General features: G+C 52.2%; 16 protein-coding genes and 1 pseudogene. 11 read left to right on the top strand and 6 right to left on the bottom strand.

The window, feature by feature from the left end; genetic code table 11:
• Position 1: 1 nt before the first annotated feature.
• From C8K58_RS23120 to C8K58_RS23100, 5 genes are all read right to left on the bottom strand, one after another.
• A complete protein-coding gene (locus C8K58_RS23120; protein WP_108574381.1) occupies positions 2–1,192 on the bottom strand; it encodes an efflux RND transporter periplasmic adaptor subunit in 1,191 nt (396 codons plus the stop codon).
• Positions 1,189–2,694: an efflux transporter outer membrane subunit gene (locus C8K58_RS23115; protein WP_108574380.1), complete on the bottom strand. Its 1,506-nt coding sequence runs from the start codon at positions 2,692–2,694 to the stop codon at positions 1,189–1,191. The genes C8K58_RS23120 and C8K58_RS23115 overlap by 4 nt, the downstream gene beginning before the upstream one ends.
• 104 nt (positions 2,695–2,798) lie before the next feature.
• Positions 2,799–3,422 (bottom strand): TetR/AcrR family transcriptional regulator, encoded by a 624-nt coding sequence (locus C8K58_RS23110; RefSeq protein WP_108574379.1) that lies wholly within the window; start codon positions 3,420–3,422, stop codon positions 2,799–2,801.
• Between the two features lie 101 nt (positions 3,423–3,523).
• Complete coding sequence (locus tag C8K58_RS23105; protein WP_108574378.1) at positions 3,524–4,207, bottom strand: hypothetical protein; 684 nt, start codon at positions 4,205–4,207, stop codon at positions 3,524–3,526.
• Between the two features lie 189 nt (positions 4,208–4,396).
• The gene (locus C8K58_RS23100) at positions 4,397–4,711 is read right to left on the bottom strand and encodes a hypothetical protein (RefSeq protein ID WP_371921657.1); all 315 of its coding nucleotides are present in this window, start codon (positions 4,709–4,711) and stop codon (positions 4,397–4,399) included.
• 822 nt (positions 4,712–5,533) lie between these two features.
• Between C8K58_RS23100 and C8K58_RS23095 the strand changes: the two genes are divergently transcribed.
• The 11 genes from C8K58_RS23095 (at position 5,534) to C8K58_RS23050 (ending at position 20,984) form a co-directional block, all read left to right on the top strand.
• On the top strand, positions 5,534–7,120 hold the full coding sequence (locus C8K58_RS23095; RefSeq protein ID WP_133822146.1) for an SAVED domain-containing protein: 1,587 nt from the start codon (positions 5,534–5,536) through the stop codon (positions 7,118–7,120).
• Positions 7,110–8,336: a nucleotidyltransferase gene (locus C8K58_RS23090; protein ID WP_218279010.1), complete on the top strand. Its 1,227-nt coding sequence runs from the start codon at positions 7,110–7,112 to the stop codon at positions 8,334–8,336. Before C8K58_RS23095 ends, C8K58_RS23090 begins: the two co-directional genes overlap by 11 nt.
• 1,020 nt (positions 8,337–9,356) lie before the next feature.
• A complete protein-coding gene (locus C8K58_RS23085) occupies positions 9,357–10,481 on the top strand; it encodes a DUF4062 domain-containing protein (protein WP_108574376.1) in 1,125 nt (374 codons plus the stop codon).
• A 5-nt stretch (positions 10,482–10,486) separates the two neighbouring features.
• On the top strand, positions 10,487–12,256 hold the full coding sequence (locus tag C8K58_RS23080) for an alkaline phosphatase family protein (RefSeq protein WP_108574375.1): 1,770 nt from the start codon (positions 10,487–10,489) through the stop codon (positions 12,254–12,256).
• Positions 12,257–12,290: 34 nt separating this feature from the next.
• Complete coding sequence (locus tag C8K58_RS23075) at positions 12,291–13,595, top strand: RES family NAD+ phosphorylase (protein WP_133822145.1); 1,305 nt, start codon at positions 12,291–12,293, stop codon at positions 13,593–13,595.
• 87 nt (positions 13,596–13,682) lie between these two features.
• A complete protein-coding gene (locus C8K58_RS23070; protein WP_108574373.1) occupies positions 13,683–14,396 on the top strand; it encodes a hypothetical protein in 714 nt (237 codons plus the stop codon).
• 61 nt (positions 14,397–14,457) lie between these two features.
• Positions 14,458–14,652 (top strand): hypothetical protein, encoded by a 195-nt coding sequence (locus C8K58_RS32345; RefSeq protein WP_133822144.1) that lies wholly within the window; start codon positions 14,458–14,460, stop codon positions 14,650–14,652.
• A 346-nt stretch (positions 14,653–14,998) separates the two neighbouring features.
• Positions 14,999–16,051: a ComEC/Rec2 family competence protein gene (locus tag C8K58_RS23065; protein ID WP_108574372.1), complete on the top strand. Its 1,053-nt coding sequence runs from the start codon at positions 14,999–15,001 to the stop codon at positions 16,049–16,051.
• 73 nt (positions 16,052–16,124) lie between these two features.
• Entirely contained in the window at positions 16,125–17,342 is a 1,218-nt protein-coding gene (locus C8K58_RS23060) for an ABC-three component system protein (RefSeq protein WP_256592541.1), read from the top strand.
• Entirely contained in the window at positions 17,326–17,859 is a 534-nt protein-coding gene (locus tag C8K58_RS23055; RefSeq protein WP_108574370.1) for an ABC-three component system middle component 1, read from the top strand. The genes C8K58_RS23060 and C8K58_RS23055 overlap by 17 nt, the downstream gene beginning before the upstream one ends.
• Complete coding sequence (locus tag C8K58_RS23050; RefSeq protein ID WP_108574369.1) at positions 17,856–20,984, top strand: AAA family ATPase; 3,129 nt, start codon at positions 17,856–17,858, stop codon at positions 20,982–20,984. The genes C8K58_RS23055 and C8K58_RS23050 overlap by 4 nt, the downstream gene beginning before the upstream one ends.
• A gap of 266 nt (positions 20,985–21,250) precedes the next feature.
• Here C8K58_RS23050 and C8K58_RS23045 read toward each other — a convergent pair.
• Positions 21,251–21,745, bottom strand: a pseudogene (locus tag C8K58_RS23045) (conjugal transfer nickase/helicase domain-containing protein); the annotation flags it as partial.
• Between the last annotated feature and the right edge of the window lie 94 nt (positions 21,746–21,839).

Below are 21,839 nucleotides of genomic sequence, written 5' to 3'. Positions count from 1 at the left end.
GTCAAGGCTTCAAACGCTGAGCGATTTGCCCACGGTCTTCGTTGGCACTGATCACGCGCTCCACCACATCATTGGCGTCCTTGAGCTCGTTTTCAAAAACGTTGGTGCTGTAGGCCGGTTGTAACGGTGACTTGTTGTTGAGTACCTGGCCACTGGTGTCAGTGGTGTCAACCGACACGCGCATGGACAGGCCCAAGCGCAGTGGGTTAACGGCAATTTCCTCAGGTTTCAACGCAATCCGCACCGGTACGCGCTGGGTGACTTTGATCCAGTTGCCCGTGGCGTTTTGCGCGGGCATCAAGGAAAACGCGCTGCCGGTACCCGCATCCAGCCCCACGATCGTGCCGTGAAAAATCACTTTGCGTCCGTATGCGTCGGCGCGTAGTACCGCCGGTTGGCCGATGCGCAAATCCTCGATTTGCGACTCCTTGAAATTGGCGTTCACCCACACTTGGTCAATCGGTACCACCGACATCAGCGCCACGCCTTGATTGATCCGTTGACCCACTTGCACATTGCGCTTGGTGATCAAGCCGCTGACGGGCGAGTAGATCTGCGTGCGGTGCAGAGCGATATAGGCATCGCGCAAGTTGGCGGCCGCTACCAGGACATCCGGATGGGTGCGCAGCGTGGTGTTATCGACCATGGCCAGGCGCACCGCCAAGGCATGTCGGGTACCCTCAAGGCCGGCCAGGGCGTTTTTGAGGACTTCCTCGGCATGGCTGATTTCTTCCCGGGACACCGCGCCACTGGCGGCCAGTTGGCTACGCCGGCGCACATCGTCCTGGGCCTTGCGCACGTCGTTTTGGCGTTGGCTGAGTTCCGCTTGCAGCTGCTGCACCTGGTAATACTGAGTGCGCGCTTGGCGTACGGCGCGGGCCAGATTGGACTGGGCACGCTGATACTGGATCTCGGCATCTACGGGATTAAGCGTGACCAACGGTGCATGAGCATCGATATGGTCGGTGTTGTCGCCGCTGATCACCGTAACGGTGCCGCTAACTTGGGACGTGACCTGAACAATGTTGCCATCGACGTAGGCGTCGTCGGTGGCCTCGTTACCCAGCCCAAAGAAGTACCAGCCGGCCAGTACCAGCAGGAGTAGCGCGATACCCATGATCAGCAGCCACTGCGCGCGGTAGGACGGTTTGGTGTTGGCGGTATCGGCGGAGGAGGGCGTTGGAGTGCTCATGATTGATCAACTACGGTAGGGAGGGTGGGAGCGTTCGCGGAGAACTCGGGGCGGTAACCGCCGCCAAGCGCTCGGCTCAAATTGGCCTGCAGCGACAGTGCGCGAGATTGCAGCGTGACTAGTTGGCGTTTCTGGATGAGTGTCGCGTTCTGCGTGGACAGCACCTGCAGGTACGTAGCCAGTCCCGCGCCGTAGCGCAGGTTGACCAGGTCGGAGGCGGCCTGTGCCGTCTCGACGGCTTCCCTCTGTTGAGCCATGCGCTCTTTCAGCCAGCGCAGTGAGGACAGTTGATCGGCGATATCGCGCAGTGCGTCGACGACAGTCTGGTTATAATTTTCAACCGCGAGATCGTACGCGGCGTCTTGTGCATCCAGATTGCCGCGTAAACGGCCTCCTTCAAAAATCGGCAGGCTGATCGCAGGGGAGAAACCCAGGATTCGGCTGCTATGGTCATTGAACGTATCGAACGCTAGGCTTTGCAGCCCGACAAATGCTGTCAGGTTTACATTGGGATAGAAGCGCGCCTTGGCCACTTCTATCTCATGCCCGGACGCTTCGACGCGCCACCGTTGGGCGACCACATCCGGACGGTGGCCCACCAGTTCGGCGGGAATATTGCTCGGTAGAACCACGCCACTACTGGCCCTAAGGTGTGGTCGACCGATGGAGCGACCACGGTCAGGCCCCTGGCCCAATAATGAAGCGAGCTTGTTTTGGTTCAGCTCGATCATTTCCTTGAGGGCGGCAATATTGGCGCGGCTCGCCGGCAGCGATGCTTGTGATTGCTTGATATCGATCTGGGTGCCCAATTCGGCGCTGAAGCGTTGTTGCGTGAGCTTTTCGATATGGACTTGCTGGTCCAGCAGCGCTTGCGCGACATCCAACTGCTCATAGGTGTCCTGTAGCGCGATGTAGGTTTGCACGACGGACGCTGACAACATCAACGCCGCCGCGCGGCTGTCGACCTCTACGGCATGTCGGCGTCCCACGGCGGCCTCGACGGCTGCGCGGTTCTTGCCCCAGAAATCCAATTCGTAACCGACGTTAAGCGTTGCCTGATCAACATTTTGCCAGGTGCCTTTTACCGGCGCGGGGGTTGTACCGTTCGCGCTGAATCGTTCGCGGGTGGTGCTGGCGGCTGCGTCCACGCGCGGGAGCAAAGAAGCACCTTCGATGGCTTCCAGTGCTCCAGCCTGACGCACTCGGGCGGCAGCCGAGCGTAACGTTGGGCTTTGGGCGAGAGCTTCATCCACCAGGCTGTCGAGCTGCTTGTCGTTGAAACTTGTCCACCAGGTTTCGGCTGGCCACGCGGCTGGCGAAAGCGTGATTCCACTCTGGGCGAGGGTGTCACTCGCATGTCCAGCCGGCTGCAGGTGCGACTGTGGCTTCAAGTCACTGTAGGAGCACCCGCCCAGCAGGAGCGACAGCGCCATGGATGCCTGGATGGCGAATGCATGTCTGGAATGCTTGGGCACTGAGGCTTGGCTAGTTCGGCTCTTCATCAAAAGTGTTCTCTGGTACGCAACAAATACGATTGGTTGGCAACGATTACTCTATAAAAACTGTCAGTGTCGTTAGGTGTAAAAAAAGGGGCCAGGCCCCTGGGCTATCGAGCTCTCAAGCCTTGGACCAGCACCGCTACTGAATGGTCGATGTCATCCAGGTTGTCCAGGTTCGCAGTGATCAGGTGCAGCCAGGACATGCCGGTGAGCATGGAGACAGCCACCTCTACGCCAGGGCCGTCGACAATTTCACCTGAGCTGACGGCACGCGCGAAAATACGCCGTAACGTGCGTTCCCGGCGCGGTAGAAACTCGTCGCGAAACTCCGCAATAGCTTTTGAGTCCAGTTGGATTTCAATGAAGAAACTGCGCAAGGTTTCCCCGGCGCTGGATGACCGCCACCAGCTCCACAGCGAGCGCAAGTGCACAATCAGGTCTTGTTCGAGGTTACCCGTGTCGGGAGTGGTCACGAATGTCAGCGCTGCCCGCTCGTAAACGTCTCTAAGCAATGCGCCTTTACTCCGCCACCAGCGGTAGATGGTTGGCTTGCTTGAGCCGGCGCGCTCGACCAGGGCGTCCATGGTGAATGCCCGATACCCTTGCTCTTCAAGAATGGCAGCCGCCGCTTCGAGAATCGCCTCGGTGCTTTGTGGGCTGCGTACCGCACCAATCGAAGATCGGCTGCGGGTTTTGGCAGACGCAGGCTTGGCGGGTTTCTTCGCTGTCATCGCTGTGGTGCCGCTCCGGATCGATGGGAATAGGTATGAAGAGCTTATAGAAACTGTCAGTGTTTATACAGCGGGTTATCTGCGGTTACTTCGCAGATTCCTCATGCGGCCTGACGTCCGAGCAATGCGTCATCTGGGGTTAAGGCACGAGGAAATCGTGTGTTTGCATTCAGCAACTGCGCCTTCCGGGAGCGCAGGAAGTGCTCGATGCTCGCGGCAAACCACATGCTGTAGGCCAGTAACTCAACGCCTTCTTCCACCGTGGTCTTGGCCAATCGCGCGTAACCAGGACCGAGAATCTGGTGCCACAGGCTGCCCATGCCAAACACTCGGGAAAACAGCAAAATTGCAAAACCCGTCGACAGGGTGGCGAAAATAGGTGATCTGAAAAACGCCTCAAGGTGCGCGCGTGTCAGCGTTCGATTCCTTCTTCGAAATCCGTTGAACAGCGCAACCGCGGCTATGGCCAGGAACGGCCAGCACCAGGCGCTATGGCTGATGGGGTCAAACAGGCCGTCGAGTTCGCGCATGAGCAAACATCCGAAAAATCCCGCCGCCAGGCCGTTGAAGCCCGATTGCCCGTCGTCCTTTGGCGCACACCAGAACAACAGTGCGCAGGCAAAAAGCATCAGCTCTTGGGATATCTCGGTAAATGAAATTTCCAGAATTTGCGTATGGAAGACTGCGATATCCAACCAGAGCATGGACAGGGTGAAGCCGATCAGCAACAGTTTGAGGGCGAAAAAACAAAGGGGGGATTTGAGGCGAGAAAAAAAGGCAATCAAGTGAAACTCCAGCGATCATGCAACAAAAGTTGTCGCATGAGACACCAACGGGTAGTCGAGTCCCAATGATTTACTAAGATAACTATAATTGATGAGCGTGATGGTGGTGCAATCACACATCTGACTGAATTTGAAATCCCTAACATTCCTATTCCCGCTCCAATCCCCTGATTTACATTCGCTGTATCGTCAATCTGTGGTTATTCGCGCAGCGTTTTGCCGCAACAGATCTAAATAGTCGGCCCATTGTTGAGCCGGGTTCCGGCGTTGTACTAGCAGATGGGCGCGCGCGTATACACCTCCTAACGCACCCGGCATCCGGTTGGATAATGACGGTTCGAGCACGATGGGATTAATAGCCAAATGCTCATGGGCAATGGTCCGGAGCGTAGCGCGAAATCCGTGGAGTGTGATGTCGTACTCTGGCCAGATACGCTGAAAAGCGTTGAGCATGGAAGTAGGGTTGATCGGGCGACCCAGATATACCGTGAGACGAACACCCATCCTTTGCCTTCTTCGGCCACCAAACGGGTTTACCTAGCTCGCGCAGCAGGGCAGGAGTCTGGATAGCTCTCTAAGGATAGATAGAGCAGCTGTGACTGATTTTCGCGAAGGCCTCAGGCTGGGGGCATCCGTTTCAGATCAATCCAAAGCATGCCCTCAAATGTGCCCCCAATGTAGCGATCCACTGGAAGTGAATGGAACTTCGTGGTTTGTGGAAAGGCAAAAATGATCAGCCGAACAGCCTGCTCGACGACGCCTAAAGACTCTCAGGGTCCCCAAAAAAACATTTTGACTTGGCTCTAGAATGGTAGTTACAGCCTGACAAACTCCAATTATGCCCCCAGTTTTGCCCCCATTCATACCGGATGTGCGAGCAATCGCGAATGGCGATTTCTGACGCGGACCTGGGTGGCCGTGGCTGGTATTCAGTGCGCCTCCGTACACTGGATGACCAACCCGAAGCCGAAGTAAGCGCCTTCGCTGTTTCTCGTGCCGTCTCTCAATGAAAGATTGCGACATTTCAAGAGCGGTTGAGCTATCTCAAGCCAACAAACAGATCGAGATGCATATTGAGAAATGGACCCAATTACTTCCCCTTTTTTGGTGGTTGCATGTACAGTGATAGCATTGTGCATGGAGCGGTTGCGGTTTTCTCTCTTGGTACTACATGTTGTGCTTTTTGTTTTTTATATTGGTATATGTTGTGTTTATGATCTGATGATGGCATATTTTGTCGAAAGCTAACTGATCTTCGCCGCTAGGCACATGAGCTGAAGAGTCCTGGTTAGTTTCCATGACCTTGGCAGGTAGTAGGGGTGGTATGTGTCGGTACCTCTTGATGCGATGTATGACCAACAGCTACGTGCCGCGCTTGAGGCATGGCAGTACTCTTCGACCAGTCGCGTGGTTCTGGCAACGGAAGCCGGTGGCTGGAGGTTTGCTTTTTTTCGGTTCGACGCAACCACCTCTGATCCGCAAGAAGCCATCACCGGGGATTTCGGAGTTTTATCCAGAGACCTGGTCTTGCAATGGGCAGGCGACAAACAACTCGTCGCCAAGCTCGAATATGCGGTAATGGACGACGTACCACATGTATCTGTTAACACTGAGTTGTTCGCGGCTCTACTGCTTGCATCTCTGCCCGCTAAGGCAACAAAGAAAGCTGTCCAAGCATTTCTGAAGCAGCGCGACGCTCTGCTGGAAGACATGAAGCGCCCCAACCTGCCGGGCGAAGTCATCAATTGGGTTTTCGCAAGGTCAGCCGGGATCTGTGAATTCGAGGGCTGCCCCGCTGAGCTGTTCAGGGATAACCTGGGCAACTACGGGTACTATGGTTACCTCGCCCACATCGTTGCAGCCAAGCCAAAAGGCCCGCGCGGTGATGACCACCTGTCAGCAGAACTGGCGCAGTCACCCTCGAATATCATGCTGTGTTGTGACATCCATCATCGGCTGATCGATAAGGTCGATCCGGATAGTTTTAGCCGGGAACGACTCCAGGGAATGGTCGCCACTAGGGTCAACTGGCGTACCAATCAAGCAGCTAGTTTGTCTTACCCGATTGTGCATGCCTTGGCATTCATAGGTGATATCGCCGGTCGCACAACGACATACTCACAGCACGATGGCCGACAGGCCTTGTTGGCCGCGCACCTTACGCCTGCGAGCGAACGTGTGGCCGAATATCTCTTACGCGATGCCCAAGGCGGTAACGATGTAAACGATCCCGGATATTGGGCTAACTTCTTGCGAGTTTTCCGGGCACAAATTCTCCACATCCATACCGCGATCAGGGGCGATGGTGCGTTCGGTGCTCAAGCCCAGGAGCTCGCAGTCTTCCCACTAGGCAACATGCCGGCAATGCTGCTAGGCGGCTGGTTGGTGGGAGAAGCGAGACGAGTAGAGCTGTTTAGCTTCCGACGTAACCCGGGAACCTGGGTACGCCCTGACGATTCCGAGCCTGCTGTGGAATTCGAGTGGACTAAGCCCCCAGGCGTGAAAGTTGGCTCGCATGTCTTGATCACGCTGGAGATCACCTCAGAAATCACCGATGCAGCGCTAACGGCGGAAATGCTGAACATGTCTCGCATACGGATTTTTTCCACCACCTATGGTGTTGATGTTGTGGCACCCAAAGAGGCGATGGAGAGATTCAGAAATACCTGCCAGGAAGCATGGGCATATGCGGTCGATGTGCTCCACGCTTCAGAAATTTCAATTTGTACGATCGCCCCTGCGGCGGCAATTTTTGCTCTCGGCATGAAGCTTCAGTCGCGTTTGCACCCGCGAATCCACATGTTCCAAATGGCTCCTAAAACCTTGCCGTTCCACGCCTTCACTTTGGATAGGCATGCGATTAGCGTGCCGCCGCATGCACCTGGCAGCGTGCTCCAGTTGGATGCCTGCTGATTACAAGCAACATCTTTTCAACATTACCTTCATGAGGGCTTTCCGCATGGATATTGAAGAACGCAGCTTGCTTGTCGCAGTAGATGCTTTAGAGCTTCCGCCTAGTGCTTATGAGAAAGCGATACAGCGGTATAAATCACTGGGCGAGTGGTTCAGCCGACCTGAATCAACCGTCGCCACGAACGATCCTCACATTTTTGTTCAAGGATCGTTCGCTTTGGGTACGGCCATCCGTCCGTTGCTTGCTGGAGAGAGCTACGACTTGGATCTGTCGTGCAAACTGAGGGAGGGGATTTACCCGCAGACCCACAGCCAGTCGGATCTGAAGGAGTTGGTGGGAATTGAGTTGGAGGGGTACCGCGAAGCCAAGCGTATTCAGGAAGCTCTGGAAGAAAAGAATCGATGCTGGCGTCTCTACTATCAAGATGGGGTCAGCTTCCATATGGACGTTGTGCCCGGAGTTCCCGTGGAAGAAGGTAGGCGCCAGGAGCTGGCTATCACCATGGAGAGCTATGGCGTCAAGCAGGTACTAGCTCAGGACGTTTCTAATCTTGCAGTCTACATTACCGACAAACGCCGTCCAGATTATAAGGACGTCAACGCTGGCTGGATGGTCAGCAATCCGGACGGTTACTGCAAATGGTTCGAGTCCAAGTCAGAGCCAGTTTTTGAGAAAGAATTAGTCACGATGGAAGCGCAAGTTGATGAGGTCCCATTTTATCAACGAAAGACAAATCTTCAGCGGGCAATTCAATTGCTCAAGCGTCATCGTGATGTGATGTACCGTGACAATCCCGACTCAAAACCAATTTCAGTCATCATCACCACGCTGGCGGCGCAAGCCTATCAGCCAGGTGGCTCATTGAAGGAAGCCGTCGCCTCGTGCCTCGCTGCCCTTAGTACCTTTGTGGCCAGTAATTCCGACACTGTGCCGAACCCGGTGAACCCTAAGGAGAACTTCGCCGATCGCTGGAAGATGCCTGAGGGGGAGAAAGATCGATTGAAAGAGCACTTCCACCTTTGGGTTCGCCAGGCTCTTCAAGATTTCAAGCAAATCAGGGATCTGGATGGGCAACGTCTGGTGGAGCACATCGAGGATTGTTTCGAAACGCCGACCTCGACCGCCGCTCTGGGCATTGCGTCAGCACCGCCTCAGGTCGCCGCCCCTGCCATTGTAGTTTCTCAGCCGCCTCGTCCTTGGGTTAGCAACGGTTGATTAAGCATGGTTCGATGATCGAATCATTTTTGGCCGACTACCCGCGTATGAGGTTTAGGCCGACGGTGTACGGAACGATTTCACTTGTCGGCCGATTGCCATTTTCTGCGTCAGCTGCGGGGCTTCCCGATATAACTGACGAGTACCGGATACGGATCGACATCGTTGATTCGTTAGACAAGGCGCTTCCTGTCATCTACGAGACTGGAGGAAGAATTTCATCTGCCAGGGATAATCACGTAAATCCGGATAGCTCATTGTGCCTAGGATCACCGCTTAGCCAACGGCTGCAGCTGGGTGCCACACCGACGCTTACTCGGTTTGTCGAGCTGTGTTTGGTGCCATTTCTGTATGCGCAGTCATTAAGGGAGAGGGACATTGCTAATTTTCCTTTCGGGGAGCTTGCACATGGTTCCCAGGGGCTGATCGACGACTACAGGATGATATTTGGAGTGAAGGATACTGGCGTCCTCATGGGATTGCTTGATCTGCTTTCAAGGAAGCGCAGAAGGGCTAACAAGCTACCGTGTCCATGTGGGTGTGGCCGTCGATTCGCTTGTTGTAGGCTACATGCAACTGCACATCGAGCGAGGGCATCTCTGTCTCGATGGGATATCAAGCGAGCCTATAAAGAACTTCAGGAACAAATTTAGACCTGATTCAATTCTGAAATATTAGCTCGACTAGGTGCCGTTTTCAGCGCCAGCAGTTACTGTCAGAAGCCATGCTCTCAGGGTCGGAGCTATGCGTATATGATTCGCTTTTAAGTCATGAAGGACCGGTTGAATCCATAGCCAAAAGCGGACGCTCAGCATAAGCAGCATCGCGTACTAAATGCGACCTAACATTTAACTCACCTGAGCCCGGTAAGTACGTCACCACATCGGCGCCCAATAACCGGGCAGGTGTTTAGGCACCGCCAATCGGACTTGTCTGTAGCAGGTAATCGACCACTGCCAACGCCGCGTCTATTCATTGATCAAAGAATTTTGAAGCCTCGGAATTGGGGCAGGAGCAGGGATGGCCCAGTCAAAGAGAATCAAAGTAATGCTGTCCAGTCGTTGTAACGACCGCTTTCCCGCTGACAGCGATCAAACACTCAGCAGTATCCGAGAGCAGCTTAAGCGTGAGATAGAAGGCACCAAGCTGTTTGGCAAGCGGGTGTTTGAAGTTTGGATTAACGAAGATGCACCTCCTGCGGATGGCATGCAGGACAGTTGGGATGCCTGTTTGCAGGCGGTCAGGGATTGCGATGTGCTGCTTGTGTTGTCCAATGGCAATGCCGGGTGGGCTAGCAGTGACGGCGACATTGGTATCTGCCACGCGGAGTACATGGAGGGACTTGCCACCACTCGGGGGAAGGTGCGCTTCATCGCTATGCCAAATATCCCAGCAGGCGATAGCCGGGAAGCCGAGGCTGCACGTAACCAGCGCTTCCAGACGTTTGTTGCACAACAGACACCCTTCAGGGGGGGAATGGTTTCTACCGTGGATCAACTGCGTACCCGTGTTCAGGAAGCGCTTCTTGATGCGTTGGTAGTTCTGACCCAGCGTGGTGTAACCTCCGCGGCTTCGAGCCGTTTCGATATGGGCCAGGCGCTGGATTGGACACGAATGGATTTCCGTCAGCGCAAACGAGCGATGGAAACGGTGTTACTGCAGGCGCTCAATGGTGGCAAAGACCCTGCTAGCGAAGCGTTCGCCATTGTTCCAATTGTTGGGGTGAATGTCGTTGTTTTTGTCCATGCAATCCCGGCTGCGTTCACGGTCGCTGCTGCGCGTGAGCTGGTGGGTAAGCCTTTTCTGCGTGACCATGAGCATGCTGATCTATTGAAAGGTGCAGAAGGACCGTTGCATTTGATCGCCTGTCACCGTGGAGCGACAGAGACTCAGGCCACTGCGTTGTTAGGCTTTCCTGATGCTACGGTTGTCAGCGGTTCCTTCGGTATTTTTGTCGCTGATGATGTACAGAAAGTACAGTTTGCCTTCCTGGCCAACTGTCGCGATGCGTCGCAAACGCGCCATGCGCTCCAGCGTTTTAGGGAATGGTTGGATCAAACAGGTGAAGCGCAAATCCTGGCCAAGAGAGCCGCTTCACGCGCCAAGATTGTCAAAGTTATTGCCGCTGAACTTGAAGGGAGATAACAGGGATGTCAAAAGCACTTTTTACTGTGGGGCCCGTGTTGTCCTTCCGAGGCGTCACCAAAACCGGGCAGTGGCAGGTGACCGCGTTAGTCGGAGTTCTAGCTGGCGCTGCATTTCCTGTTCTCTCTGTTGACGGCCAGGCTTGTCCGGCGCCGAAGGTTTTGCTGGAGCGTCCGAAAGAAACCATCCTTCGTTACGACCTGAGCTGTGATCAGCATGCGCAGGAGCGAACGGTTCAGTTTGGTGTCGGGCAGGGAGGGCCGCAATGGCAGTTCTCCATTCCCGGTCGAGACTATGCCCCAAGAATGGCCTACGTCTCTTGCAATGGCTTTTCGGACCCTAGTGGGATGCGCAAGTTGGTGCGCCCTGAAAACGCCGTCTGGGCTGACCTGATCAGCAATCATGACAGTGACTTGCGTGCTGCAGGTTACGTGCTGGACAAGGAACAGCTTTGGCATGAAGGACGAATTCATGACAAGGGCTTGAAGCGGTTCCAATTGCTGCTGATGGGGGGCGACCAAATTTACTTTGACTCGATTTGGGAGGATGTGAAGTCCCTCAAGAAATGGGTCGGACTGTCGCGCAAGGAGCAATTGGCGTTCAAGGTAAGCGTGGCGCTGGAGAAAGACATCGAGTCCTACTATTTCGGGCTCTATGCCAATCGTTGGCTGCCAGATACGCGGCGTGACTGGGGGCACCCCAAACCGAACCTTGATGCCGCTGATGCGATGGCGAGAATTCCTACGGTGATGATGTGGGACGACCATGACATCTTCGACGGTTGGGGTTCCTACAGTCCGGCTATGCAGCACTGCGAGTTGTTCCAGGTGCTGAGGCGTCATGCGCGCAAGGCGTTCTGGGTGTTTCAGTTGCAGCATGCCCTTGATGATTTGCCGCCATTGCAATTGCTGCAACGTGCAAACGTTTCCCAGCAGGACCCACAGTATGAGCCGGTGCAATGGAGTGCCCGATTAAAGGGAGACCGATTGGCCTTGCCGCTCTTGGATCGTCAACCGGGCTTTAGTTTCGGCTATCACTTGGGGCCGGTATCGTTGTTTGTTGCTGATCTGCGCACTGAGCGTTCACGTACCCAAGTACTTGGGGCCGATACCTGGACTGCTATGCAGGCTTGGCTCAACACGCTCCGTGACGGTAAGCCTGCTCATCCGGGAAGCAAATGTCAGCACTTGATCTTCATGTCCTCGGTTCCGGTCGCGCACCCCAAATTGTCGCTGGCTGAAGGGTTGCTCGATACGTTTGGGCAGGATCATGTGCTCGACAGTAATGCTGATGACCTTAAGGATCATTGGTCGCACGGGGATCACGAGGGGGAGCGTAAGCGACTCCTGGAGTCGCTGACTCGTATTGCTGAGCAGAGAATGCTGCGTGTATCTATTGCTTCTGGGGACGTGCATGTCGCGGCGTGGGGCAGTTGCTATCGTCGGGATATTCCACCGACGTCGAACTGGGCGCAGATTCAGCAATTTACTTCGTCAGGTGTGGTGCATCCGTCGTTGATTGGAGTGGCCGAACGGCTTTTTCTTCAGTTGCTGAACCATACCGCCAGCAAGGTCCAATCCATCGATGTGCAGCACTGTGTCGAGATGATGTTGTTCCCCGGTTTTAATCGGTATGTGATGCCGGCCCGGAACTGGTTGGCGTTTGAGTTGGACATGGGGGGCGAGACGGGATGCAAGCTGTGGGCGACTTGGCGTTGTGAAACTGAGGCAGGTTTTTCCAACCATCTGCAAGCGGTGCATCCGGCTCAGAAATAGTGGTTCTAGGATAGATGCTTTCAAGGGGTATGATTTGAAAGACAGCGTAGAAATTGTATGTGATGGCTGTGTGGGGGATATCTTTCTTCGGCAACGTATTCGTGATCAATGCGATATGGCCAAGTGTTCGGTCTGTAAGCATGTGCGGCCCTGCATAGCCATTGAGGTTTTAGCGGATGATATTGCAGAGATTCTTTACAATTTCTACGGGACTGATCCGGTCATCAGAACTTGCGGTGCTGGGGATCTGGGACGCTACATTCGCGCCGGAAATCCCTTGGCGCTCATCGTCGCGGAAATGCTTGAGTGCGACGATAGTGAAGGCTCCGTCATTGCTGCCGTTGTCGAGTTGCTCACTGTTTGCTCTGAATGTGACTTGAAAAGAGGCGGTGAACCACGTTTTGAGGCTGATGCGCTGTACATGCGGCGCAGTATCCGACCGACAGAAGTTGAGGAAAAATGGCAAGAATTCAAAAGTGGTGTGATGCACCGCAGCCGCTTCTTTAACGATCACGGTAAAGCGTTCCTCGATTGGTTGTTTAAAGGTATTCATCACCTCAAAGACGAAAACAGCCAGGAGGTGGTGCGATTGTTTGAAGTAGAAGATGGTTGGGAACTGTATCGAGGGCGCTACTGCCCACCGTCATCGGATCCTAAAAACATTCTTGTCTCCCCGGAAACTGAACTAGCGGCACCTCCCAAGGAAAAGGCGCGTGCAGGAAGAATGAATCCTGTTGGCGTTCCTGTGTTTTATGGCGCATTTGATCGAGACACGTGCATCGCCGAGTTGCGCCCATCGGTGGGCGGTATGGTGCTAACGGGGGCGTTTCAGTTATTACGGGATGCCCGGGTGCTCGATTTTGGTGTGTTGGAGAACATATTCGATTCTCAGCCTATGAGTTGTTTTGATCCGGCGTATCGAATGAATATGGAGCGAAGACAGTTTCTACGCACCTTGCACAGTAAAATTAGTTCGCCGGTCACGCCTGACCAAGAACATGAATATTTACTGACCCAAGTGATTGCAGAATACCTTTCTACGCAGGTTGAGCCGCCTATTGATGGAGTGATGTTTGCCTCTGTTCAGCACCAGGATGGGATCAACATTGTTCTGTTTTCACGTGTGCTCGCCATCATTCCTTATCAGGAAAGGACAGAGGACGACCCCATCATCGGCAATGGGCCTTTCCCGTCTGGTCTTGCGTATATCCCGGATACTCTGGAGGCCCACAAAATCGGCTGTGTCACCTTTGAGGTCGAGCCGCTAGTTATAAACGGCGATATCGTCATCAGGGATTGGCGTTACGAGCAAGACCCCTACGGTGAATGGGACTATTGAGACCTTTTTGTTTATCACCGATGCATAGGGCCACTTAGACACCCGAGTACTAACCGGTTGCACCATCTTGAGCGGACAAGCATCTCTATGACCATAAGAAATGACGAAGGTGGGGCCAACGCGTCCTACTACGGCTACGACTACCAGAAATTGGTGACTGTCTGGGTGGCGTTGCGCCTAATGTTTGGTCCGGGTGCCGTCACAGACCAGGTGGTGGTGGAGCCAGCGTCTCACGACGACGTAATGGCGCGCCTAGCAGTGCCGGAGGAAGCGGCCGACGCCAGCCTCAAGATCACCGCTAGCGGCGAACTGCATGTGCAAATCAAGTTCAAGGGCGCTGGCGCCTGGAGCGCCAAGGAGTTTGCGAGCGTAGTCAACGAAAAGGGGGGGAAGGGGGTCAAAGGGCCGAAGCCGCGATCTCGTGCCAAAGCTCTGCTGCTTGCCGATAGCAGTCGTCGCTATGTCTTCATCACCAACTCCAGCGTAGATGGTGATTTGGCCAAGGGACGAGTCAGTTATCCTGAGCAGAAGTCTGATGCTGCCTTCCTCCCTAAGAATCTCAATCTCGATGCGGCGGGGAAACTTAGCCTAGCCGGTCGTTTCGCCCTGATCGAAGGTATGACCCATGAGGAGACGCGGCGGCAAATCGACACAATCCTCGGTGGCGCGCTGCATGTCCTCCGAGCTCAATCTAGTGCCTTGGTCGGTGATTCATCGAGCGGTAGACCACATCGATCCGCAGTTAGCTGCGCCGCTGCTTCTGGTGCTTGGCGCGAAGCTGGCTCGTTACTGCGATGCTGACTCTTTGGAAGCCCTTCGCGGTACGAATACCTCCGAGTCTCGCGTGGCGCTTGCGTTATCTATGCTCGACGATCTAGGGATGGCATGGTCGCTGGCCATCAAGCACGGTCTTTTGGCGGCGAGCCACCCGTTGTTTGAAGACAGTGATGACCTCTCCACAGATGATGCTCAGCTCTCTCGCTGGGCACTATCTTCATCCGGCCGTTCTTGGCTGTCTTCCAAGCAGGGCGAAGCCGACGTTGACTTTTGTGGATGATGACCCATCGAACCGGGATACCACTCATCGATGACACCTTTGAGCCGTGGTCGCTCCGGCGGAAGAAGGTCATGCCTATCATGACGTTTGCCGATATGTTAGGGGAAATGGAGTGACTCGGTAGTAAGGCGCAAAGGGACTCGTAGACTGTCGCGCGGTTAGTCAGCATAAAGATCTGTTGTTATCTGACTAGTGTCTACGCACTGTACGAAATGAAGGGAAAACTCTGTCGGTTGTCTGACGCCAGAAATTGGCTTGGACGCTTCCCTTGGAAGTCTTCCGCGTAGGGCCTATGCTACTGGCATCTTGACAGCCTGGCAGAGCCAGGCAGTGACAGGGAGTCCTGATGGCTATAATCGTCCGCGTTCTCAAAGCGAGGCAAGGAGACTGCATTCTCGTCAGCCATGAGGGGCCTGGCGGGGTGTTCAATCTGCTGATAGATGGAGGTACGTCTACGACCTTCAGGCATGGGCCACGGCAGCTTTACGCCGGTGCGCTGTGCAATACCCTCGATGACTTGAAAGCCAAAGGGCAGCAGATCGATCTAGCCATCCTCACTCACATTGATGACGATCATATCAATGGATTTATCAAAGCCTTTGAGAAACCTGGTTATCTAGGTGATATGGTCAAATCCATCTGGTTTAATTCTTCGCGATTGATCACACGTCATTTTGATGTACCCGAAATACCCGAAAATAATATTAAGCTGCTTGATGACGATCCGCAAACATCGGTCAAGCAAGGAAAAGACCTGGAAGAATTGCTTGATAAGATTGGCTGCGTTCGAGCTCCGCTTGTAATGGCAGGGCAAACTTATAAGGCTGGCCCCTTTACGTTCAAGGTTTTGTCGCCTAGTCGTGAGCAACTTGTGAAGTTATTGAATATATGGCCTTTCGAAGTTGATTCAGGAAAGACCTCGGCGCACAACACTGACTATCATTTAGCTTTTCAAGATATCTGGTCAGACGATAAGTTTCATTCGGATGCCTCTATTTACAACGGCAGCTCTATAGCATTTATACTCGAAGCAGATGGTAGGCGCATGCTTTTTCTAGGCGATGCACACGATGGCGTAGTGTGCGAAAGCTTACGGGCTTTTGACCACAGCGAAACCAACAAGCTCCAATTGGAGCTTGTAAAATTATCGCATCATGGAAGCCAATACAATACCAGTAGCGATTTGTTGGGGCTTCTGGATTCGCCGATTTATATTGTGTCCACTGATGGATCTAGGCATGGGCTTCCGAACAAAAGGACGATCGCCAGGATCATAAAATCTACGCAGGGTAAAGTATGTTTTAATTATGATCATGTGGTTGCTCCGCTGCTATTAGCTCATGAAATTGAGGAATACTCCTCTCGGCTAGAAGTGCTCGATGATGAAATCAGATTCTAATAAGACAGTTTCGGAAATTATGCAGTCATACTGTGTAATGGTTAATGGCGGAAGCGGTGTTCTGGTGAATGCCATGACTCAGGAATTTTCCTACGTGCTCACGGCCAGGCACGCCGTTTTTGAAGACGCTGCCCGAAACGTGGTAGTTGACCATAATCAGAACGCCATTGAAGTGCTGGGCGTCTTGGTCTTCCCCAAAATTGGTCAGCAGGAATCCTTGGATTGCGCGATATTGAAAATTACGCATCAGGCGGGCCTATCTCAGAAATCCTGGAATGCTGCTCATTTGCCACCGCAGGCCAACCTTACTTTTGTGGGCCTCCCAAAAGCGGAAAGGGCGAGTGCAACTCCAATCAAGCATCGGAATGGCCACGCGGCCAGCGTGGTCAACGATCTTATAACCCTGGAGTTGGCGGGTATTCCTAGTAAGGAAATTATTCAAGGGATGTCTGGAGGTGGCGTATACCATATAGATGACGATTGTCCGTATCTGGTGGGTGTGGAATTCGAGATGGAGGCCAGTTGCCTGGATCACCAGTATGGCCGCGTCGATTGTCATGGCCTCGCTCGATACACCGAACTCCTTACCCTCCATTCAAGTGCTCCGATGATTCCGCCACACATGGAGTGCTTTTCGAGAATGCGGAACCGTATTTTCGCGTTCAATGTGTATGATCCGAGTAATGTTCAGCATCTGAAATCCGCATTGCTTGATTTCGCAGATTTGTTAATAAAGAACGGAATGCCGCCGCCTTACGAAATCATGAGGCGCTATGATGTCCAGTTATTGCTCGATGCGGAGGAGTCCAGCGTGCTGGAGGCTCAAGAGTTGTGGGTCGCATATTTAGAGTTCGTTGTGATATCCGCACTCATCGACGGTATTGGAAGTGCAGATAACGGCTATATCAGCGGGATTGATAAGAAACGTCGTATGCTGTACACCAACGATGGCACTAACTGGCTCCGCCGATTGGATGAAATTCTCAAAATCGCGCGTAAGTTACTCGACAAAGATGGCACCCTCGTGGTTGCCTCGCCTGATTCTGCTGCGAAACCTTTTCCTAAAGATTTCATGCTTAAGAATGTGATTGGTAACATAGCAATCGTCCCCAGCCAACCATTTTCCATTGATGAAGTTGAGAGTGCAATTTACACCAGTTATAAATTGACTCACCTGGAAGGTTTGCGCAACAGCTGTGTCATCGAAAAAGAGTCTGACTATCGCAGCTTGGCGCCGGGTAGGGATCAACTGCTAGAGCTCAGGAAAAATTTGAATGAAATTATTAGCTAAAGACTACGACTTTGGATTTCTCGCCGCTGAGTTTGGTGACATGGCGTTTCACATGTTTCGCTCAGATGATTCGCTGTCCTATATTTCGTGTATTGCCTGCCTTTGTAAAGAATCATCAGTTATCGTAAAAAATTGGCGGGTGATCCAAAACCTTGTTTCGGTTCACCACCAGCCTCCGGGAAACCTCGCAGTGTGGAACGTGTATATCGCTTTTGTGACGATCGGCACTGTGCCGATTTGGGATAAATACCAGATCGAGAACAATAAATACTCTGCTCGTAAATTGATAATTGATGGGTATGCTGAACTGCCCACGGTAGAGCAATTGACTGACTGTTTGGAAGAGCAGCTCTTAGGAACAGATTTGACGCTGGATCCTCGTGTTGCGGAAACCCGGGAACCATTATTGTCGCTGGAGAAATTTGTTCGGGGCGCGCCGTTAGATCAAAAAATTGAATCCAAGGAAAAGCGCGCGTCAATGATAAATGAAATCATAGAATCTCTGAATAAAAAATGAAAATCAAAAAGGTTGAAATTGAAGCATTTCGTGCTTACAAAATTAAATCAGAAGGCACATTCGATTTTACGAATGCTGATGATCTTCCTTCTAATTTTGTTGCGATATTTGCTCCTAATGGATTTGGTAAAAGCTCGTTTTATGATGCTGTCGAATGGGCGGTCACGAATCATTTGGAGCGTTTAGGTGGCGACTACAATAGAGCTAATTATGAAGGCGCCGCCCGCGCGACCAAGGATGTGGACAAGGGGCAGGAGATTCTTCGAAATAAATACGTCGACGACGACGTTAAAACTCAGGTGGTTGTTTCAACTACGCTGCCTACTCCTTTTACACGAGAGTTGGGAAAGATACGCATTAATGGACGCGACTTGCGTTTTGGAGAAAAAGGACGCGAGAACGATTATTTTCGGCGTGTCATCTTAAGTCAAGATGAGATTGACAGATTCCTCCGGGAGGCGAAGCCGCAAGAACGCTATACGAAGTTCATGGAAAATTTCGGAGGGGAAACTGAAAAGGCCCGCAAGGAATTGACTGCGCTTATCCTTGATAATAAATCTGAGCTGCTGGCTTTGGATTCTCAGCGTGAAGCCATTATCGCCGAGCTGGATCAGCCTGTTGACCTCTCCATCTTTGATAGTTTCAACACACTAGCTACACAGCTCAACGCTGCTGGTGAGAACATCTTGCTTGCGGACGAGAAATTTTCCGCCCAGGCTGAACATGCACTGAATGCAAGCCTTATCTCCCGACAGCATGAATTAAACGTAGAGCGTGAAACTAATGTCCGGGCGGTTGACACTCTTGCTGATAGATTGGGAAAGATTCCTGAGATTGAACTTAATAGTCAATTTCTCGTCGAGCAGAAAGCTATTTCAGCGCGTCTTGACCAGGGTGTAAAAGATGCTGGCGGCTATCAGGAGCTGCTGAACGCTCATGAAAAAAGCACAAACGATGTCCTAGAAGCGAGTCAGCGCTCCACAGATATTCTTGATGTAATCAATCATTCCGTTGGGTTCTTTCAGTCTGAAACACGCCTCAATGAGATCGCCAAACGTCAAATAACGCTGGGAGATAGCCGATCAGGTTATGCCGCACAGTTGTCAGGGTTTGCAAAGGCCTTGAGCGATCTTACCCAGGAACTCAAAGAGGCTGATGATCGCGCTTCGTTCCTTAGGAACTCCATCGATAATGCTGGACCGATATATGCAGAGTTAACGTCTCATCGTGCGCGAATAGAATTGATCTCTCAGCAAATTGCTGAGAAAGAGGTTTCGGTTCGCTTGGACACAGCAAAGTTAGATGGCCTTCAAGCCAACTTGAAGCAAGTGTCAGGTTTCAAACTTACTGCAAACTTTATCTTGTCTGCGGTTGAAGGCACTAAATATTTAAGTCAACAGAATATTGAGCGCTTGATCAAATGTTTTACTGAGTTGGAATCTATTGATCTCCATGACAAAACTGTGCATGCGACTCAAACAGCCTTGGCTAACCAGATGGGTGTGCATGAACGTTTGATTTCCACCGGCCTTGACTACCTCAGTGCATGGCCGTCAAATATTTGCCCGCTGTGCAGTGCCCCCCACGAAGATGCCGACAAGCTCAGGCTAAAAGTTAAATCGCAGACTCTGCTGTCGCGACTTAGTCAAGAAAACGCGGAACTCCTCGCACAGTCGGAAACACGTCGTAAGCAGCTGCTGGATGAAATGAAATTTATCACGCGAGTGGCAGAAGAGGCACATGGGCAGCAGTTGGCTGACCTTCGCGGAACAATCAAGGAATTGAGTGCAAGACTGGAGCTAATTGAACGAGAAAAGTCTGATCTGGAGGTCGAAAAACGCGCCCTAGAGGACAGAGTCAACACACTCGATAAGACCGTATGGAGTCTCGCACTGGATGAGCTCTTGACCCGTGCTCAAGGCGAGATCGCTCAGCTTTCACTCAAACGTTCCGGACTTGTAAAACGCCAAACCGAGTTGTCTGAAGAGATTGTACAGCTCAATCGAAAGGTTTCACGGATTGATGCAGATTTGCAGGTGCTGACAACGGAAGTCGATAGCCTTAAGTTTCAAGCGTCCTATCTTCTTGTCTCTCAATACCTGGTTAATAACGGTATCAATTCAGCCCAGTTGGCTGAATATTGTCAGGCCGAGAAGAGCAAATTTGAATCTCAACTTGCTAACGCCAAGGCCGCTACTGATAAACTGACGACTCAGTGCAGTGCGCTCCAGCAGAAGATGGTGGCCGATGGGACATGGGTGAGTTTTGCCCAGCTTCGATCTCAGAAAGATGGGCTTGATCTGGAATTGGCTCGCGCTCAGTCCGCAATCAATGCTTTCTATGAAAGCCTTGCCGCTTTGATGGTTGTTCGCTTAGAGGATAGTCTAGACCAAGTCAAAGCACTGATCGCCGGTGAGCTCCAGACCCGTCGCTTGCGTACCGAGCAACTTGCAACCGCTGAAAATAGTTTCCAACTACTGTTGGAGTTGATGGCTTCCTTTAAACCCTACATCAAGCGGTTATCCCTTCAAGATGAGTTGGCTGAATTGGAAGTGAAGCTGGATCAGCGAAGCCAGGTTGATATTCTCCTGAGTTCGGAGCGGTCGACCGTGATCGAACAGCTGAAGACAATGATTAATAATTTCTTCTATGAAGATCTCATCAACGTTATCTACAAAAAAATTGACCCGCACCCATCCTTTAAGAAGGTAGAATTCAAGCCGTATTTTGACTCTGATAAGCCCGGTTTGAATATTGTCGTGAGTGACGAAGACGGGGTTTTGATTTCTCCAATCCTGTACTTCAGCGCTGCTCAGTCCAACATCCTCAGTCTCAGTGTGTTTCTGGCCGGCGCGCTTCATGCCAAGGATGATCAGGGTAATTCGATCGATGTCGTGATGATCGATGATCCTATCCAGTCGATGGACTCCATCAATATTCTCTCAACCATTGATCTTTTGCGCAGTATCTGTCTACAGTTTGATAAACAAATTATCATCTCCACACACGATGAAAACTTCTTCGGCCTTCTGCAGCGTAAGATTCCAGCTGAGGTTTTGGGCGCAAAGTTTCTGCAGTTGGAAAAATTTGGTGTGGTAGTGCCGGTCGAGCCATTCCTGAATTAGTAAGTCATCGCGGAGGGGATTAATTTTCCCCTTCCGTGATACACAACTCGGCGACGGAATTTTTAGGGCCTGATTTTCACATTGCACAGTATCTGCTAATTACTTATCTTGATGTAATTATTGTGAGCTGGAGGGTCGCTGCGAACTACCTTGGCGTTTCGAATCAGCTTAGCCGTTGAGTAAGCTGGTTTACGCTGGCCTTGGATACTGCAGGTCCAAATATGTTGGCCGCTACCAATCACTCCAGTAGAAGCTATGGAAAGTTACTATTTTTCGAGTTTAAGAAAGGGGTTGTCGGCAGGTATGGACCCGGCTTCGAAAAATAGTGCTGAGTTTTCTAGAAGATAACCTTTGAGTTTCGCCTTTTTCCGGGGGCCTTCGACCTGACAGAGCCAGATATTTAAACCATCGTCGCGCTTTTTGTGGGCCCTCAGCCTCTCGAACTGTTTCTGCATCCAACGCCATTTTCCACCTTCGTGATCGGCACCTGTAGAGATGCCCGAACACTCCTGAGCATAGCGTTGAAAAATGCCAGGCGTGACTAGAAATACACAGCCACTCACTGTATGGATTTTGGCCTTGCTGTCATTGATCATCAGCTTGTGGCTCTGGATGCCTTCCTTGACCCAATTCAGGAATGCCTGGCCAGGGTTGTCCGGAGTGGGATTTGATATTTCGAACGCATTTTGTGACGGCGTATCACGCGCCTCGGTTTCACCCATTTCGAACATATCCAGCAATGTTCCGAGGTAGTCGGCATCGTAAGCGCTCCATAAACCCCACCTGTTCAAAAATAGGCGGCGCGCTTAGCTAGGCGATGCGGGCGAACAGTTCCACGGCAGCAAGGCTTCGTAA

This window comes from Pseudomonas sp. GV047 (genome assembly GCF_003058245.1).
GTDB lineage: Bacteria > Pseudomonadota > Gammaproteobacteria > Pseudomonadales > Pseudomonadaceae > Aquipseudomonas > Aquipseudomonas marginalis.
The sequence above is the reverse complement of the archived record's forward strand: the minus strand, read 5'-3'. Positions and strand labels throughout refer to the sequence as shown.

Coding starts and splice junctions, on each gene's coding strand:
- C8K58_RS23110 (WP_108574379.1), bottom strand. CDS start 3,422: ATGACAGCGAAGAAACCCGCCAAGCCTGCGTCTGCCAAAACCCGCAGC.
- C8K58_RS23115 (WP_108574380.1), bottom strand. CDS start 2,694: ATGAAGAGCCGAACTAGCCAAGCCTCAGTGCCCAAGCATTCCAGACAT.
- C8K58_RS23085 (WP_108574376.1), top strand. CDS start 9,357: ATGGCCCAGTCAAAGAGAATCAAAGTAATGCTGTCCAGTCGTTGTAAC.
- C8K58_RS23070 (WP_108574373.1), top strand. CDS start 13,683: ATGACCATAAGAAATGACGAAGGTGGGGCCAACGCGTCCTACTACGGC.
- C8K58_RS23060 (WP_256592541.1), top strand. CDS start 16,125: ATGACTCAGGAATTTTCCTACGTGCTCACGGCCAGGCACGCCGTTTTT.
- C8K58_RS23065 (WP_108574372.1), top strand. CDS start 14,999: ATGGCTATAATCGTCCGCGTTCTCAAAGCGAGGCAAGGAGACTGCATT.
- C8K58_RS32345 (WP_133822144.1), top strand. CDS start 14,458: ATGCTCGACGATCTAGGGATGGCATGGTCGCTGGCCATCAAGCACGGT.
- C8K58_RS23080 (WP_108574375.1), top strand. CDS start 10,487: ATGTCAAAAGCACTTTTTACTGTGGGGCCCGTGTTGTCCTTCCGAGGC.
- C8K58_RS23090 (WP_218279010.1), top strand. CDS start 7,110: ATGCCTGCTGATTACAAGCAACATCTTTTCAACATTACCTTCATGAGG.
- C8K58_RS23050 (WP_108574369.1), top strand. CDS start 17,856: ATGAAAATCAAAAAGGTTGAAATTGAAGCATTTCGTGCTTACAAAATT.
- C8K58_RS23100 (WP_371921657.1), bottom strand. CDS start 4,711: ATGGGTGTTCGTCTCACGGTATATCTGGGTCGCCCGATCAACCCTACT.
- C8K58_RS23120 (WP_108574381.1), bottom strand. CDS start 1,192: ATGAGCACTCCAACGCCCTCCTCCGCCGATACCGCCAACACCAAACCG.
- C8K58_RS23055 (WP_108574370.1), top strand. CDS start 17,326: ATGAAATTATTAGCTAAAGACTACGACTTTGGATTTCTCGCCGCTGAG.